Source organism: Actinoplanes sp. NPDC023714, assembly GCF_040639855.1.
Taxonomy (GTDB): domain Bacteria; phylum Actinomycetota; class Actinomycetes; order Mycobacteriales; family Micromonosporaceae; genus Actinoplanes.
Map to the genome: position 1 here is coordinate 48827 of NZ_JBFAAR010000012.1, position 15230 is coordinate 64056.

Sequence of the window (15230 nt, forward strand, 5' to 3'; positions counted from 1 at the left end):
GGGAGTCCGGAGGTTCGCGTGCCCACCGTGTTGATCGTCGATGACGAGACCGACCATCGGGACCTGCTCACGCTCGCGCTGCGCCGTCTCGGGTACGCCGTGGTGGCCGCCGAGGACGCGGACGGGGCCCTCGCCGCGCTGGCCACCGGGGACGTCGACGCCGCCCTGATCGACGTGCGGATGCCCGGCGAATCGGGCCTCGACCTGTGCCGGCGGTTGCGGGCGGACCCGCGTACCGAATTCCTGCCGATCATGATGGTCAGCGCGGACGCGCAGCGTGGCCAGGTGATGACGGCGCTGTGCGCGGGAGCCGACGACTACCTGGTCAAGCCGTTCAGCCGGGCCGAGCTGGCGGCCCGGCTGGAGGCCATGACGCGGCTGTCGCCGGCTTCGGCGCTGCGCTCCACGGCGGCGGCCAGGGCGGCGGCGCTGGCGGCATCCCGGTCGTTCCGGATCGAGGAGCAGCCGGCCCGGCTCCGCCGCATCGCCTAGGTCAGTGGCGCCGTACCGATCAGTTTGCCGTTCTTGTCGGTGATCAGGATCGCGTCGACGTCGTTGACCGTGAACGAGCTCGCCCCGCTCACCTTGGCCTTGCCGTCCGGGGTGTCGCCCCAGACCGCCGCCTGCTCGGTCGCGCCCGCCTTGTTGCGCACCAGGCAGAGGAACGGCGCCTCACCGCTCATCCGCGCCACGTCGAGCGCCACGGCGACCCCCCAGCTCTTCTGGGTGACCGCCGCGGAACCGGTCAGGCTGCTGCCGGACGCCGCCTCGAACTGCGACGTGACCAGCTCGGCGCTCGGGATGGCCTCGGGCCAGCCCTGCGGCGCCGCGTTGTTCGTGAAGATCCCGTAGCCGATCGCGGCGGCCGCGATCAGCACGACGGCGGCCGCGGCCAGCCAGCGGACCCGGTTGGTCCGGACCTCCTTGTGCTTCTCGGCGCGCATCTTGCCGAGCAGGCCCTCGATGTTCTGCGGGCTCGGCCGGGCGGCCGGACTCACCGCGAGCGGTGCGCCACCACTCAGGTGCCGCGCGTCCGGCAGATGTTGGAGCATTTCGGGTACGGGGGCCAGCCTGTCCAGCTCCGCGCGGCAGTCCGCGCAGTCCCGCAGATGCTCGTCGAGGCGATCGGTGTCGGCCTCGTCGAGACCGCCGAGGAGATATCCGCCGAGCAGCCTGTGCAGGCTGCCGTGTTCGTCGAGGTCGCTCATCGCAACATCCCCATCTCCTCGAAGACGGTGCGCAGCGCGCGGACCGCGTAGTACGCGCGCGATTTGACGGTGCCCTCGGGCACCGACAGTTTCCGTGACGCGTCGGCCACGCTCTGCCCCTCGTAGTACATCGCCTGGATGACCGCCCGGTGTTCCGGCGACAGACGCTCCAGCGCCTCCGCCACCAGCCAGCCTTCCACCATCTGATCGACGTTGTCCGCCGACGGCACCGAGTTGACCGCGTTCTCGTCGGCGACCAGCCGCGGCCGGCGCTGTTCGGCGCGCCAGGCGTTGGTCACCACGTTCCGGGCGATGGTGAGCAGGTACGACCTGGTCCGGCCCGGTTCCGGGTCGAGGTGGTCGATGTGCTTCCAGGCCCGTAACAGTGTCTCCTGCACCAGGTCCTCAGCTTTGTGCCGGTCCGAGACGTACCGGGACACGAAGTTGATCAGGACTGAGTAGTGCTCGGTGTAGAGCGCGGTCATCAGCTGCTCGTCGGGGTTGACCCGTCGCTTCATCGGCGCCAGCTCCCCTCGGGTTCCGCCCGGCCACCCGGATGTACATCGTGGCACGCGGCCCGGTTCACGGCTGCCCCGAAAAGATTGATGCCCGGTCCTCTTGCGAGGGACCGGGCATCACGCCGTGCTTGTCGTCAGCAGGCTCCGGGGCCGCCGTAGCGGAAGGTGCGGGCGCTCATCCGGGACACCGCGTAGACCTCGCTGGTGGCGCGCGGGTTCATGTCGACGGCCGGACCGTTCAGGTAGGACACGCTGCCGACCCGGGCCGCCTTGGCGTCGTCGGCGGCCAGGCCGTTGCCCATCTCGGTGCACGGCGTCGGGCTGGACGCCGCGACCTCGCCGAAGACCTGCACGAGGCCGGTCTTGGTGAACTTGTCGTCCCACAGCTGGCCGGGGAAGTAGCCGACCCACTCGCTGTCGAACGCCACCCACCACGCGCCGTTGAAGAACTGGATGCCGAACCGCGCGGCCTTGTCCTGCGCCAGCACGTCGCCGGGGGCGATGTTCTTGCTGTACTGCACGAAGCCGCAGGTGTTGTAGCAGGTCGTCTTCCGGTCGATCCAGTGGTAGACGAAGAGGTGCGGATCGTCGTCGCCGTTCACCAGGCGGTCGACGGTCCAGCCGACCTCGACGATCTGCTGGCCGTCGGCGGACTGCACGGCGAGCTCGGCGAGCGAGTGGTAGTCCTCCTTCGCCAGCTTCGGCTTGCTGATGGTCAGGTTCGCGTACGCCCCGTCGGAGACGACCGCCTGGGTGCCCACGCTGTAGAGGTAGTTGACCGTCGGCTTGGACCCGGTCGGGCTCGCCGTGGCGGTGGGCGGCGGGTCGGGCGGGAGGATCTCGGTCCGCTCCGACTTCACGAACGTGGTGCGCGACGTGCGGCCCTTCGGCGCCTCGTCCTCGGCCTGCTCCTCGCTCGCCTGGTCGGGCGCCGCGGCGATCAGGCCGGACGCCTTGAGCGACCGGCTGCTGGCGCCGTCCCGCCCGGTCCGGATGCTGCGCGGGCGCTCGCCCCAGGGCAGCTTGGTGGGCGGGGTCAGGAGCGGCTCGCCGGCGTCCGCCTCCGCGGTGGCCGCCGTGGACGCGGTCGCGCCGGGGATCTGTTCCGCCCCGGCGCTGAGCGTCGAGACGACACCGATCGTGCCGATCACCGCGGCGGTGAGACCGGCCGCGAGCAGACCGCGGCGTGACTTCAACACGTGTCCGTCCTCGTTCATCGGGGGGGCTGGCGCAGCTCACCATATAGCCATCTCGATGCAGCGGGGACCGCTCTGAGCAGCAATTCCGTCGTTCAGACGGTAGGGGTAGGCCGTTCTGGTGACAGAACGCCCACAACTCTCGACAGAGCGTATTCACCTCGTCGCGGTACGAAGTTTTTCGCACCAGTTCGAGAAAGAGGCAAAGACGCAGAAGCCTCTTTCTGGATCACGGTTTGGACGTCTCCGGACCAAGGCCGCGAGTCATGTGGTAAAACCTACTAGACCAATGGAGTATATATGAGAAGGAGAACGTCGATGACCGCCGTCGGAGTCCGTCTCGACCATCTCGCCGTCGCGCAGCACTACGCGGCCTCGCCCGAGCGGTGGCCGGTGGCGCCCCGCTTCGACCCGGCCGAGCGGTGGTACCACCGGCTCGCGGTCGCCGACGACTACGAGGTATGGCTGCTCACCTGGCTGCCCGGGCAGGGCACCGAGATCCACGACCACGGCGGGTCGGCCGGCGCCTTCCACGTCTTCCGGGGCACCCTCGTCGAGGACACCGTGGCGAACGGCCCCGGCGGCGCCCGGGTCGCCTCGCGCGAGCTCGGCGAGGGCGCGGGCCGCCGGTTCGGCGGGCACCACGTGCACCGGATGACGAACCTCTCCACCCGGCCGGCGGTCAGCGTGCACGTCTACGGCCCGGCGCTCACCACCATGACGAAGTACCGGCTCGGCCCCGCCGGCCTCGAGGTGCTGACCGTGGAGCGGGCCGGCGCCGAGTGGTGAACCCGGATCACTCCGGGTAGACGACCCCGGAACGGCCGCTGTAGAGGTGCCGGGACCCGTCGACGTTGTAGCCGGTGTTCGGCGCGTCGAGCCAGACGATGTACGCCGCACCCGGCGTGAGCCCGGTGAGCGTGGTGCTGACCGTGCAACCGGTGCCGGGCGCGACCGCCTTCCACACCGGCTCCGGCTGCGGGCCGCTGACCAGCTCCTGCGGCACGGCCGCGACCCGGTAGTCCGAGCTGTACTGGGTGGGCCACTCGACCTTGAGCGAGCCCGCGCCGGGCGTCACCTCGACCGGGATGAGCACCGGCTCGGTCCGCGGCCAGATCTTCGTGCAGCTGGGGTCCGGCGCCGGCGCGGAGACCGTCGGGTCGGCCGTCGCGACGGCCTTGCCACGCGTCGGCACCGGGCTCGGGGTGGGGTCGCCGGCCGCCAGGCGCATCCAGTCCTCGCTCTCCACCGGCGCCGTCGCGGTGGCGCCCGGCGAGTCGCCGCCGAGGCCGAGCGCGGAGCACCCGCCGAGCAGCAGCGGCAGTGCGGTCAGAGCCATGGCCAGCTTGATCTTGCGCATCCGTCCCCCAGGTCGATGTCCCCTACTGATCGACGGCGGAGCCGGCGTTCTTAGGCGCAGATCGGTAGCAGGCGGTGACCGGCCATCTCGAGCTCACCGTCGTGGACGTGCACCGGGGTGTTGATGCCCGACTCGTCGTGCAGCACCACGTCGGCGCCGTCGATGTCGTAGGTGCCGCGGGCCGCCTGACGGCGCCCGGCGACCTCGCCGGCGTACGTGCCGTCGGTGTGCAGGCGCAGCTGGACCACGCCGTCGGCGCTGCGCCAGGCGCCGACCACCGCGGCGCCCGTCACCACCTTCGGGGCGGTGCCGGACGGGCGCGCGGTCAGGTCGGAGGCGCCGCCCATGGCGATGGCGAGGAGGGCGGCGGCGTCGAGCACGGTGAAGTCGACGCGGGGCTCGCAGGGGGAGGTCATCGGCACGGCTTTCGGACGTCGGTCGGGTCGACCCCTTCCTTCGGCCGCGGCGCGGCGCGGACCAGCCAATCCCCGGTTGCGATCCGGTTGGTTACGCGGCGGCCTTCAGTGCGCCGGTGACGGCCTTCGCGAGCTGTTCCAGGTAGTCGTCCCCGATCGGCTCCCGGGCGATCGCCAGGCGCCAGTAGAGCGGGCCGAGCATCATGTCGACGGCCAGGCCCGGGTCGGTGCCCTCGGGAAGTTCGCCGCGGGTGACCGCCTGACCCACCAGCTTCTCGGCGAGAGCCTGCTGGTGCGTGCGGAGCGCCCGCTGCAGGGTCTCGGCGATCTGCGGGTTGCGGGCCGCCTCCGCCATCAGGTCGGGGATGATCTGGGACGCGATCCGGTGCTGGAGCGCCCGGCTCACGATCATCATGAGCAGCTCGAGGTCGCCGGCGAAGCTCCCGGTGTCCGGGAGCGGCACCTTGCGCTCGGCGACGTCCGAGACGATCTCCATGACCATCTCGAGCTTGTTGCTCCATCGCCGGTAGATCGCGGTCTTGCCGACCCCCGCACGGCGGGCCACCGCCTCGATGGACAATCGGCCGTAGCCGACTTCCGCCAACTCGTTCATCACCGCGTTGCGGATAGCAACGGTGATGTCGCCTCGGAGCACCGCCGCTCCGGCTGGTGCGCGCTTAACTGTCGCCACAGAGTCACTATAGCGCTACGACGTAACGGTTGCGTTCCGCCGTTTGGTCAGCTACCGTCACAGCCACGTCGATACGAACCCGTTCCAACGGAGACGGTGAACGCCTGTCATGCTTGTCAGCTGTGTCCTCGCGCAAGCCACCGGAGCCCCCCGCCTCCGCCGGGCCGACTAGATCGGAGCACCATCCCATGCCAGAGACGGCGGTCGCCGAGACCGGCACCGAGCTCTCGCCCAAGGAGCTCGCTCGCCGGCACGGTCTGACGGCGTCCGGGCGGCTTCCCAGCCTGCCCGAATACACGCGTCAGCTCCTCTCGTACCGGCACTTCATCCAGTCGCACGCCAGCGCGAAGATGTCGTCCTCGCTCGGCAGCACCAAGCTCGGCACGGTGTGGCAGGTCCTCACGCCGATCATCAACGCCGCGGTCTACTACCTGATCTTCGGTGTGATCATCGGGACCAGCAAGGGCATCGACAACTTCCCGGCGTACCTCTGCATCGGCGTGTTCGTGTTCCAGTTCACGCAGTCGATCGTGCAGACCGGGATCAACGCGATCACCGGCAACCTGGGCCTGATCCGGGCGCTGCACTTCCCGCGGGCCAGCCTGCCGCTCTCGGCCGCCCTCGTCGAGATCCGCAACTTCATGGTGGCCCTGCTGGTGCTGATGGGCATCGTCCTGATCACCGGCGAGCCGATCACGGTCGAGTGGCTGCTGCTGCTCCCGCTGCTGGCGCTCCAGTCGCTCTTCAACACCGGCCTGGCCATGTTCATGGCGCGGTACGGCTCCAAGAACCGCGACATCAAGCAGCTGATCCCGTTCATCATGCGCTTCTGGATGTACGGCTCGGCCGTGCTCTACCCGGTGACCCTGTTCACCGAGAAGCTGGACGGCTGGCAGCTCGCCCTCGTCGAGGCGAACCCGATGCTCATCTTCATCGAGCTGTTCCGCCACGCGCTGCTGGAGAACGTCACGCTGGCCGGCACGCCGACCATGCTGTGGATCCAGGCACTGGCCTGGAGCGCGGTCGTCGGCATCGGCGGATACGTCTACTTCTGGCGCGGAGAGAAGGGCTACGGCCGTGGCTGACAACGAGCTCGTCCCGACCGTCATCGCGGACAACGCCCACATCATCTACAAGGTGCACAGCTCGGCCTCGCCGGGCAGCGGCAGCCCGCTCGCCAGCTTCAAGCGCCTGGTCACCAACACGAAGGCCGCCAACGTCAAGGAGGTGCACGCCGTCAAGGGCGTGAGCTTCACGGCGTACAAGGGCGAGGCCATCGGCCTGATCGGCAGCAACGGCTCGGGCAAGTCCACGCTGCTCCGCGCGGTCGCCGGCCTGCTGCCGGTCTCCAAGGGCGCGATCTACGCGGCCGGCCAGCCCTCGCTGCTCGGCGTGAACGCGGCCCTCATGAACGAACTGCCCGGCGAGCGCAACGTCGAGCTCGGCTGCCTCGCCATGGGCATGTCGCCGGCCGAGGTGAAGGCCAAGAAGGACGAGATCATCGAGTTCTCCGGCATCAACGAGCGCGGCGACTTCTCGTCGTACCCGATGCGGACGTACTCCTCCGGCATGGCGGCCCGGCTGAAGTTCTCGATCGCGGCGGCGAAGAAGCACGACGTGCTGCTGATCGACGAGGCGCTGGCGACCGGTGACGCCAAGTTCCGCCGGCGCAGCGAGCAGCGGGTGCGTGAGCTGCGGGCCGAGGCCGGAACGGTCTTCCTGGTCAGCCACAGCGAGCAGTCGATCCGGGACACCTGCGACAGGTGCATCTGGCTGGAGTCGGGGCTGATCCGCGCGGACGGCCCGACCGACGAGGTCATGCGCGAGTACGAGGCGTACATGCGGAAGTGAAAAAAGGGCGGGCCGCGAGGCCCGCCCTTTCCCGTCTCAGCGCACTTCTGCTCTAGCGCACCGACAGATGCACGTGGTTCGTGTGATCGCTGGATGGGTCGCCGCCCGCGCCGCTGTAGGACTTCCAGCCACTGCTCGGCAGCCAGATCCGGCGGTACCAGATCACGTAGAGCACGTCGAGCGCGTCCGCGTTGTTGATGAAGTAGTTCGCCAGGTTGGTGCCGTACGTCTTGCTCGCCCCGGTCGCGTCCCCGCCGAAGCCGTTCTTGTCGGCCGCGAAGTCACAGGCCCGGCCCTTCGGGTGCTCACCGCTGTTCTGCTCGCGGAAGCAGTGCACGTAACGCGTGAAGCCGTCGCTCTGGGCCTGCTTCAGGGCGTGCGACATGCGCGGGGTGATGCAGCCGCCGCTGGTCGGGTCGTTCACGGAGCAGCCGGAGCCGGAACCGCTCGGCGCCGGGTCGGCCTTGGCGCTGCCGCCGCCGTCGCTCGACGAGGAGGCGTCCGCGCCCTGGTTCGCCTTCTTCAGCGCCGTCTCGGCCTGGAGCTTCTTCTTCGCCATCACGTTGACCTGCTTCTGCTGGTCCTTCACGGTGGCGTCGATGGCGAGCTTCGCCTTGCGCTGCGCGTCGAGGGTCGTCTTGAGATCCTCGATCGCCTTGTTCTGGTCAGCCGCGACTGTCGACAGGATCATGGTCCGGTCGATGAAGCTGCCGGTGTCGCTCGCGTTGACCAGAGCGGACATCCCGCCGAGCCGGCCCGAGGTGTAGGCCTGGGCGGCGATCTCGTCGAGCGCCGCCTGCTGCGGGCCGACCTGCTCGTCCAGCTTCTTCAGGGTCGCGGTCAGCTCGGTCTGCTTCTGCTTGGACGTCTTCAGCTTCGCCTTCGCCTCGACGTAACCGCGGGAGGCGTCCTCGAGCTGCTCGACGAGAGACTTCGAGCCGCCCTCGCCGTCGTCACCGTTGTCGCCGGGGGCCGCGCTCGCCGGGGACGCCACGACCGCCAGCCCGCACACGGCGAGCAGCAGCCCCATGACAGCCGCCATCCGCCGCGCAGTCTTTCGCTGCACAGGTAAATTCCTTCCGTCGGCCGCCGACCGAGTTAGCTGACGGGTTCGGGACGAAGGAAATCCCTACCGCGGTTGCGGATTCACCCCGAGGAATATGTGGTTCCCCGGCTCGCCGCAGGGGGCGATTAGGCGGCGGTCCCCGGGTGGGAACCGCGTCCGACCATACCCACTCAATCGACAGATCGACAGTTCTCGTACGGTGCGCAATGGTGTGGCCACGCGAGGTGAGATGATTACGGAAAGTCGTTGTGCGGTAACAGTTTTGACCGTTCCGCGGTCCTGAAGCAACGCCATTCCTCAGGTAAACTCGGCGCCGGTCCTGCCAGGACGGCACCGCCCCCGAGGAGCCGGCAGGCCGCCGCCCAATCGTCGGAAGACGAGCCGGGGAACCAGGTCAGTGGGGTGAATCCGCCTTCGGGCGGTAGGGATCTCTTCCGTCCCGAACCCGTCAGCTAACTCGGTCGGCGGTGACAAGGAAGGAACTGTTGATGACCGCACGTCCCCGCCGGTGGCTGACCCTTGCCCTGGCGCCGCTCGTGGCCGCCACGGCCCTGCTCCTGGTGCCGGTGACCCCGGCGTCCGCGGAGCCGAGCGGCTCGTCCTCGACCGCCAAGGAGGACGATGACGACGCCTTGCTCTCCGATGTGATCGAGGCCTCGAACCGCCGTTACGTGACCGCCAAGGCGGCCGTGACGAAGTCCACCAAGGCGCAGGCCAAGCTCAACGTCGAGATCAAGGCGGCGGAGAAGCGGCGCGACGAGCTGATCCCCGAGGTCAACTCGATCGCCCGCGAGCAGTACGTCACCGGCAACCTGAGCGCCGTCGGCTTCCTGCTCGGCGCCAGCTCGTCGAACGACTTCCTGAAGAAGGCGATCTCCCTCGAAGAGATCAACAAGTTGCACGACGAGAAGCTCGGCGAGCTCAACGACGCTATCGCGACGGTCACCGAGAAGAAGGCCAAGCTCGACGCCGAGGTCAAGGCGCAGAAGCAGAACACCGCGCTGATGAAGAAGCAGAAGGACGCGGCGGAGAAAGCCCTGAAACTGGTCGGTGGCGACGCGCTCACCGAAGGTTTCGTGGTCGCCAAATCTCCGGTCGCCGCCGCTGCTCCGCGCAACTCCAGTGGCGGTTTCTCGGCGGAGGGCTGCACCGAGAACGACCCGACCACGAACGGCTGCGTCACCAAGCGCACTCTGCACATGTACAAAGAGGTGAAGAAGGCCGGCTTCGACATGTTCGTCGGCTGCCACCGCGACGGCGGGCCGTTCGAGCACCCCAAGGGCCGGGCCTGTGACTGGTCGCTGCAGAAGAGCGGATTCTCCTCGGCGCACAACGACAAGATGATGAAGTACGGCAACGACCTCATGGCGTTCCTGGTGCGGAACGCCGACAAGCTCGGCATCTACTACGTCATCTGGTACAAGAAGATCTGGTTCCCGGCCTCGGGCTGGAAGGCCTACCACGGCGTCAGCGACCACACCGACCACGTACACGTGTCGATGCTCTGAAAGCTCCTCGCGGCCAGAGACGAGAATGCCCCCGTCCGATCAGGACGGGGGCATTTCGCTGTGCCGCGGTCAGTGCGTGGCGCGGCGCACCGGCGCCCGGCCGTGCGGCTGGGCCGGCGCCGGGCCGACGTGGCCGGCCGGCGGGATCGCCATGGTCACCGGACGGACCTGGGTGACCTCGACCTCCTTGCCGTGGTGCAGCAGCGTGAGCCGGGCCGAGCCGCCACCGTTGCGCAGCGAGTACGTCACCTCGTCGCCGGTCACGCTGACCCGCAGCCGCAGGCCGCGCCAGAGCAGCGAGAACTCCATGTGGTTGATCCGGCTGGGCAGCCGCGGCGCGAAGCTCAGCTGGCCGTTGAAGTCACGCATGCCGCCCAGACCGGCGACCAGCGAGATCCAGGTGCCGGCCAGCGACGCCACGTGCACGCCGTCCCGGGCGTTCTGGTGCAGGTCGTGCAGGTCCATCAGGGCGGCCTCGCCCAGATAGTCGTGCGCCAGCTCCAGGTGCCCGGTCTCGGCGGCGAGCACCGCCTGGATGCACGCGGAGAGGGACGAGTCGCGGACGGTCCGCGCGTCGTAGTACGCGAAGTTGCGCTGCTTCTCCTCCGCGGTGAACGCGTCACCCCGGATGTACATCGCCATGACCAGGTCGGCCTGCTTGATCACCTGCTTGCGGTACAGGTCGAAGTACGGGAAGTTCAGCAGCAGCGGGTAGCCCTCGGCCGGGGTGTTCTCGAAGTCCCACTCCTGGAGCCGGGTGAAGCCCTCGCACTGCTGGTGGACGCCGAGCTCCTTGTCGTACGGGATGTGCACCGCGGCGGCGGCATCCCGCCACGACGCGGCCTCCTCGTCGTCCACCCCGAGCTTGCGGGCCAGATCCGGGTGACGCTTGCAGGCGTCGACCGCGGTCATCAGGTTCTGCTGCGCCATCAGGTTGGTGTAGATGTTGTCGTTGACCACGGCGGTGTACTCGTCCGGGCCGGTCACGCCGTCGATGTGGAAGCGGCCGTGCCGGTCGTGGTGGCCGAGCGAGCGCCACAGCCGGGCCGTCTCGACGAGCAACTCCAGGCCGACCTCACGCTCGAAGTCGTAGTCGCCGGTGGCCTGGACGTAGCGCCGGACCGCGTCGGCGATGTCGGCGCCGATGTGGAAGCCCGCGGTGCCGGCCGGCCAGTACCCGGAGCACTCCTGGCCGCGGATGGTCCGCCACGGGAAGGCCGCGCCCTGCAGCCCGAGGGTCTGCGCGCGCTCCCGGGCCAGGTCGAGCGTCGAGTGCCGCCAGCGCAGCACGTCGGCCGCGGCGGAGGGCTGGGTGTAGGTGAGCGCCGGCAGCACGAACGTCTCGGCGTCCCAGAAGGTGTGGCCGTCGTACCCGGGGCCGGTGAGGCCCTTCGAGCCGATCGGGCGCTTCTCGGCCCGGGCGCCGGCCTGCAGCGTGTGGAAGAGGCCGAAGCGGACCGCCTGCTGGACCTCGGCGTCGCCCTCGACCTTGACGTCCGAGTGGTCCCAGAAGGCGTCGAGGTATTCCTGCTGCTGCTGCACCAGGCCCTCCCAGCCGTCCAAACGGGCGCTCGCGAGCGCGGCGCCGACCTGGTCGCGCAGGGCGGGCAGCGAGCGCATGCTGGACCATCCGTACGCCGCCAGCTTGACCACCCGCAGCTTCTGGCCCGGCTCCAGCCGGCAGGCGACGGTGGTCCGCAGCCAGTCGGGGTGCCCCTCGGTGGTGATGGCGTGCCGGCCCGGCGTATCCACCAGGTGCTCCATGGCCGCGGCCATCCGCAGGTCACTGGCCTTGGTGCGGTGCACCAGGATGCCGCCGGTGCGCTGCTCCATCATCTCCTCGGCCTGCAGCGGCCGGTCCAGCACCGCGGCGACCCGGGGGTCCTTGCTCATCGGCGGCAGCTGCTCGTTCGCCACGAGCTCGGACTGGAGGATCAGCCGGGCGGCGCCCTCCAGCGGCTCCACCTCGTAGAGGAAGGCGACCACGGCCCGCTGTGTGAACGAGACCAGGCGTACGGTGCGCACACGGATGCCCTGGCCCGACGGGGACACCCACTCGACGATCCGCTCCAGCGTGCCGGCCCGCAGGTCCAGGCAGCGCTCGTGGGACCGCAGCTCGCCGTAGCGGACGTCGAACGGCTCGTCGTTGACGAGCAGGCGCATCAGCTTGGCGTTGGTGACGTTGACCATCGTCTGGCCGGACTCGGGGAACCCGTACCCCGCCTCGGCGTGCGGCAGGGGCCGCAACTCGTAGAACGAGTTGAGGTAGCTGCCGGGCAGGCCGTGCGGCTCGCCCTCGTCCAGGTTTCCGCGTATCCCGATGTGGCCGTTCGAGAGTGCGAACACCGACTCGGACTGGGCCAGCAGGTCCAGGTCGAGCCGGGTCTCCCGGATGTGCCATGGGTCGACGGGGTAGGCCCGTTCACGGATCACGGTCGTGCCTCTCGGTACTGAATATGAGGTCTCAGAGAAGTTCGGAAAGATCGGTGACGACCACGTCGGCACCGTGTTCACGCAGCGCCTCGGCCTGGCCGACGCGGTCGACGCCGACGACGAGGCCGAAGTCGCCGGCCCGGCCGGCCTCGACGCCCGCCAGCGCGTCCTCGAAGACGACGCAGGCCGCCGGGTCCGCGCCGAGGAGCTTCGCCGCGTACAGGAAGGTGTCCGGCGCCGGCTTGCCGGGCAGGCCCTGCTCACGGGCCACCACGCCGTCGACGCGCACCTCCAGGAGGTCGGCGATGCCCGCCGCCACCAGGACGTCCCTGCAGTTCGCGCTCGCCGACACCACGGCCCGGCGCAGGCCGGCCTCCTTCGCCGCCTCCAGGTACGCCACCGATCCGGGGTAGACCTGAACGGCTCCTTCGGCGATCTTCTGCAGCACGAGCATGTTCTTGCGGTTGCCGATGCCGTTGACGGTCTCCAGGTCGGGAGTGTCGTCGGGGGTGCCCTCGGGCAGGGTGATGCCCCGGGAAGCCAGGAAGGTACGGACGCCGTCGGCACGCTGCCGACCGTCGACATAACGGTGATAGTCGGAGCCCGAGTCGAATGGGACGAATGGCTGACCGTGACGTCCCGACCACGATTCCAAGAACGAATCGAACGTCTGTTTCCACGCCGCGTTGTGCACCAGCGCGGTCTGCGTCAGCACGCCGTCAAGATCGAAAAGGCAAACGGTCACCGTTGAAGGAAGTCCGAGCACGCGCCCAATGTAGCCGGACGGGAAGCGGGACGAGAGCGGAAGGGCACCTTCATATTTCCTTGGTGGTTCACAGGTCGTTCAACCTGCTGTTTCATCAAGATTCGCGGGCGACATCCAAACGGATACGCAATCCGATCGAGGTACCGATCGGCCCGGTCGCGGTCGTCACCTCGTCGCACAACTGGTGCGCCAGCCAGAGCCCGCGTCCCCCGACCTCGAACGCCTCCGGCGCCTGGATGTCGTCCAGGAGGTCGCCGGGGATGCCCGGACCCGAGTCGGTGACCAGGCACCAGACCGAGCCGTCCTCGACGCGCAGCACCAGCCGGCCGTGCCCGCCGGCGTGCAGCACGACGTTCGTGATGACCTCGTTCACGGCGAGGATGTATCCGTGCCGCCGATCGCCGTCCAGGCCCAGGGGTGCGAGCCGGGCGATCACCTCGTGCCGGAGGACCGTGATGTCGTCCTCGCCGAAGGACCGGTCGAGCAGGACCGGGAACGCCACCGGACGGGCACCATCGACCCTCGGCTCCCTCCCCGGAGCCGACCGCACGCTCTGGTTGATCCTGTCCTCCACCGTGGTGCAGCCTACGCGCTGTGGCCGACCGGTGGCACGAGGCATCGGTGATCCCGCCCGGAAGTGGCGGAGATCCCGGCTGTTGTGCCCGGGCCCCCGGGTGTCACCGCCAGCCGACATCGATGCGATCACCTCGCTCGTCGAAGAAGTGGATCGCGTCCATCCGGACCGCGATGGCAAGCGGATGCCCCGGTGACACCGCCGGATAGGGCGCCAGCCGGACCGAGAGCTCGGCCGGCTTGCGGTGGTGCCGGCCCGGGTCGTTCAGGACGCTCACCCGCCCGTTCGGCCGCGGTTCCACGTCCACACCGCCGCCCGGGCGTGTCAGCCGGTTCAGCGCGCGCTTGAGCGCGTTCTCGGTGGGCACCTCGGTGTGCACCGGGTTGCTCATCTCGTCGACCACGATCGCGGTGGCGCCGACGTCCAGGAACGCCAGCGACTCGTGGCCGTGGTGCTCCAGGTACCGGATGCGCCCCTGCAGGACCGGCCCCTGCGTCTCCGGGGCCACCGGGGTGAGCGCCTCCGCCCGGATGCCGACCACGATCCGCTCGCCGTGGTAGCGGGCCACCGCGCGGGCGCGCGGGTCGTTCCAGGGCATGTAGAGGTTCTGCTCGCCGAAGTTCAGCACGATGTACTGGTCGAGGTGGACGTAGACGGACGCCTCGAGCAGGTTCATCCGGGGCGAGCCGAGGAACGCCGCGACGTAGAGGGTGGCCGGCCGGCGGTAGACCTCGGTCGGCGTGCCCACGTCCTGCAGGATGCCCTTGCGCATGATCGCGACCCGGTCCGCCATGGTCAGCGCCTCGGCCTGGTCGTGCGTCACGTACATGGTGGTGACCCCGAGCTCGCGGGTCATGCTGGAGATCTCCGCGCGGAGCTCGGCGCGCAGGCCGCTGTCCAGGTTGGAGAGGGGCTCGTCCATCAGGAAGAGACCCGGCCGCCGTACGATCGCCCGCCCCATCGCCACCCGCTGGCGCTGCCCGCCGGAGAGCTGGCTGGGCCGCCGCCCCAGCACCTCGCCGATGCCGAGCGCGCCCGCCACCGCGTCGATCCGCTCCTGCCGCGGCGACGGCTCGACGCCGGAGAGCTTCAGCGGGAAGCCGATGTTCTCGCCCACGGTCATGTGCGGGTAGAGCGCGAAGTCCTGGAACACCATCGCGATGCTGCGTTCGCGCGGAGGCAGATCCAGCACCGGCTCACCGTTCAGCAGGATCTCACCCTCGGTGGGATCCTCCAGGCCGGCGATCATCCGGAGCACTGTCGACTTGCCGCAGCCCGAAGGGCCCAGCAGGACCATGAACTCGCCGTCCTTCACCTCGAGGTCGAGGTTGTCGACGGCGAGCGAGCCATCTGGCCAGACTTTCGTGACGTCCTTGAGCGCGACGGTGGACACCGTCAACCTCCTGCGATCGTGTGATCCCGATCCCACGACGGTCGGCGATCGAGCACTAACTCTGCGAGTGGAGTCGATGGCCTGCCATCGGACGAAAGTGCCATTCGCGCATAGTGATCAATCGATTACGGAGATCTGAACGTGTGGAGATCGACTGTGCACGTGCACACGAAGGAGCGGGCACAAAAAGACATTTCGCCAGCGACTTTCAACCCCTTACACCTTCAACCCTCGCCGGACACCGCACACC

Annotated in this window: 16 protein-coding genes and 2 riboswitches; of the genes, 5 read left to right on the forward strand and 11 right to left on the reverse strand. The window is 69.1% G+C overall.

Translation table 11 applies throughout. The features are described 5' to 3' along the window. Nucleotides 1-27: 27 nt before the first annotated feature. On the forward strand, nucleotides 28-492 hold the full coding sequence (locus AB0G10_RS37020) for a response regulator transcription factor (protein ID WP_360932946.1): 465 nt from the start codon (nucleotides 28-30) through the stop codon (nucleotides 490-492). Here AB0G10_RS37020 and AB0G10_RS37025 read toward each other — a convergent pair. The 3 genes from AB0G10_RS37025 to AB0G10_RS37035 all read right to left on the reverse strand — a co-directional run bounded on the left by AB0G10_RS37025 (nucleotide 489) and on the right by AB0G10_RS37035 (nucleotide 2925). Next, nucleotides 489-1208, reverse strand: a complete 720-nt coding sequence (locus AB0G10_RS37025) for a zf-HC2 domain-containing protein (RefSeq protein ID WP_360932949.1) — start codon at nucleotides 1206-1208, stop codon at nucleotides 489-491. The two genes, AB0G10_RS37020 and AB0G10_RS37025, sit on opposite strands and share 4 nt — an antisense overlap. Further along, complete coding sequence (locus AB0G10_RS37030; RefSeq protein WP_360932951.1) at nucleotides 1205-1726, reverse strand: sigma-70 family RNA polymerase sigma factor; 522 nt, start codon at nucleotides 1724-1726, stop codon at nucleotides 1205-1207. The genes AB0G10_RS37025 and AB0G10_RS37030 overlap by 4 nt, the downstream gene beginning before the upstream one ends. A gap of 134 nt (nucleotides 1727-1860) precedes the next feature. After that, complete coding sequence (locus AB0G10_RS37035) at nucleotides 1861-2925, reverse strand: neprosin family prolyl endopeptidase (protein ID WP_360932954.1); 1065 nt, start codon at nucleotides 2923-2925, stop codon at nucleotides 1861-1863. 315 nt (nucleotides 2926-3240) lie between these two features. Between AB0G10_RS37035 and AB0G10_RS37040 the strand changes: the two genes are divergently transcribed. Beyond that, a complete protein-coding gene (locus tag AB0G10_RS37040) occupies nucleotides 3241-3711 on the forward strand; it encodes a cysteine dioxygenase family protein (RefSeq protein WP_360932957.1) in 471 nt (156 codons plus the stop codon). A 7-nt stretch (nucleotides 3712-3718) separates the two neighbouring features. On the opposite strand, the gene AB0G10_RS37045 is transcribed toward AB0G10_RS37040, so the two are convergent. From AB0G10_RS37045 to AB0G10_RS37055, 3 genes are all read right to left on the reverse strand, one after another. Next, entirely contained in the window at nucleotides 3719-4282 is a 564-nt protein-coding gene (locus tag AB0G10_RS37045) for a hypothetical protein (RefSeq protein ID WP_360932960.1), read from the reverse strand. 50 nt (nucleotides 4283-4332) lie between these two features. Then, the gene (locus AB0G10_RS37050; protein ID WP_360932963.1) at nucleotides 4333-4698 is read right to left on the reverse strand and encodes an Atu4866 domain-containing protein; all 366 of its coding nucleotides are present in this window, start codon (nucleotides 4696-4698) and stop codon (nucleotides 4333-4335) included. 91 nt (nucleotides 4699-4789) lie between these two features. Then, the gene (locus AB0G10_RS37055) at nucleotides 4790-5389 is read right to left on the reverse strand and encodes a TetR/AcrR family transcriptional regulator (protein ID WP_360932966.1); all 600 of its coding nucleotides are present in this window, start codon (nucleotides 5387-5389) and stop codon (nucleotides 4790-4792) included. A 188-nt stretch (nucleotides 5390-5577) separates the two neighbouring features. On the opposite strand from AB0G10_RS37055, the gene AB0G10_RS37060 reads away from it, so the two are divergent. Together AB0G10_RS37060 and AB0G10_RS37065 are read left to right on the forward strand one after the other, a co-directional pair. Continuing rightward, on the forward strand, nucleotides 5578-6474 hold the full coding sequence (locus tag AB0G10_RS37060; RefSeq protein WP_360932969.1) for an ABC transporter permease: 897 nt from the start codon (nucleotides 5578-5580) through the stop codon (nucleotides 6472-6474). Then, complete coding sequence (locus AB0G10_RS37065; RefSeq protein WP_360932972.1) at nucleotides 6467-7240, forward strand: ABC transporter ATP-binding protein; 774 nt, start codon at nucleotides 6467-6469, stop codon at nucleotides 7238-7240. The genes AB0G10_RS37060 and AB0G10_RS37065 overlap by 8 nt, the downstream gene beginning before the upstream one ends. Before the next feature lie 52 nt (nucleotides 7241-7292). Here AB0G10_RS37065 and AB0G10_RS37070 read toward each other — a convergent pair whose 3' ends face one another. Then, nucleotides 7293-8306 carry a hypothetical protein gene (locus tag AB0G10_RS37070; protein ID WP_360932975.1) on the reverse strand — a complete coding sequence of 338 codons (1014 nt, stop codon included), beginning with the start codon at nucleotides 8304-8306 and terminating at the stop codon, nucleotides 7293-7295. A gap of 5 nt (nucleotides 8307-8311) precedes the next feature. After that, nucleotides 8312-8448: riboswitch (cyclic di-AMP (ydaO/yuaA leader) on the reverse strand. Nucleotides 8449-8655: 207 nt separating this feature from the next. Beyond that, nucleotides 8656-8790, forward strand: a riboswitch (cyclic di-AMP (ydaO/yuaA leader). Between the two features lie 4 nt (nucleotides 8791-8794). On the opposite strand from AB0G10_RS37070, the gene AB0G10_RS37075 reads away from it, so the two are divergent. After that, nucleotides 8795-9814 carry a hypothetical protein gene (locus AB0G10_RS37075; protein ID WP_360932977.1) on the forward strand — a complete coding sequence of 340 codons (1020 nt, stop codon included), beginning with the start codon at nucleotides 8795-8797 and terminating at the stop codon, nucleotides 9812-9814. A gap of 69 nt (nucleotides 9815-9883) precedes the next feature. On the opposite strand, the gene AB0G10_RS37080 is transcribed toward AB0G10_RS37075, so the two are convergent. From AB0G10_RS37080 to AB0G10_RS37095, 4 genes are all read right to left on the reverse strand, one after another. Next, complete coding sequence (locus AB0G10_RS37080; protein WP_360932980.1) at nucleotides 9884-12247, reverse strand: glycoside hydrolase family 65 protein; 2364 nt, start codon at nucleotides 12245-12247, stop codon at nucleotides 9884-9886. Between the two features lie 31 nt (nucleotides 12248-12278). After that, nucleotides 12279-13013 (reverse strand): beta-phosphoglucomutase family hydrolase, encoded by a 735-nt coding sequence (locus AB0G10_RS37085; RefSeq protein WP_360932983.1) that lies wholly within the window; start codon nucleotides 13011-13013, stop codon nucleotides 12279-12281. 94 nt (nucleotides 13014-13107) lie between these two features. Beyond that, the gene (locus AB0G10_RS37090) at nucleotides 13108-13515 is read right to left on the reverse strand and encodes an ATP-binding protein (RefSeq protein WP_360932986.1); all 408 of its coding nucleotides are present in this window, start codon (nucleotides 13513-13515) and stop codon (nucleotides 13108-13110) included. A 175-nt stretch (nucleotides 13516-13690) separates the two neighbouring features. Further along, nucleotides 13691-14980 carry an ABC transporter ATP-binding protein gene (locus AB0G10_RS37095; RefSeq protein ID WP_360932989.1) on the reverse strand — a complete coding sequence of 430 codons (1290 nt, stop codon included), beginning with the start codon at nucleotides 14978-14980 and terminating at the stop codon, nucleotides 13691-13693. Between the last annotated feature and the right edge of the window lie 250 nt (nucleotides 14981-15230).

Excerpts from the sequence above, each read along its gene's own strand:
- AB0G10_RS37075 (WP_360932977.1), top strand. The coding sequence starts at position 8,795 with ATGACCGCACGTCCCCGCCGGTGGCTGACCCTTGCCCTGGCGCCGCTC.
- AB0G10_RS37045 (WP_360932960.1), bottom strand. The coding sequence starts at position 4,282 with ATGCGCAAGATCAAGCTGGCCATGGCTCTGACCGCACTGCCGCTGCTG.
- AB0G10_RS37050 (WP_360932963.1), bottom strand. The coding sequence starts at position 4,698 with ATGACCTCCCCCTGCGAGCCCCGCGTCGACTTCACCGTGCTCGACGCC.
- AB0G10_RS37060 (WP_360932969.1), top strand. The coding sequence starts at position 5,578 with ATGCCAGAGACGGCGGTCGCCGAGACCGGCACCGAGCTCTCGCCCAAG.
- AB0G10_RS37025 (WP_360932949.1), bottom strand. The coding sequence starts at position 1,208 with ATGAGCGACCTCGACGAACACGGCAGCCTGCACAGGCTGCTCGGCGGA.
- AB0G10_RS37030 (WP_360932951.1), bottom strand. The coding sequence starts at position 1,726 with ATGAAGCGACGGGTCAACCCCGACGAGCAGCTGATGACCGCGCTCTAC.
- AB0G10_RS37040 (WP_360932957.1), top strand. The coding sequence starts at position 3,241 with ATGACCGCCGTCGGAGTCCGTCTCGACCATCTCGCCGTCGCGCAGCAC.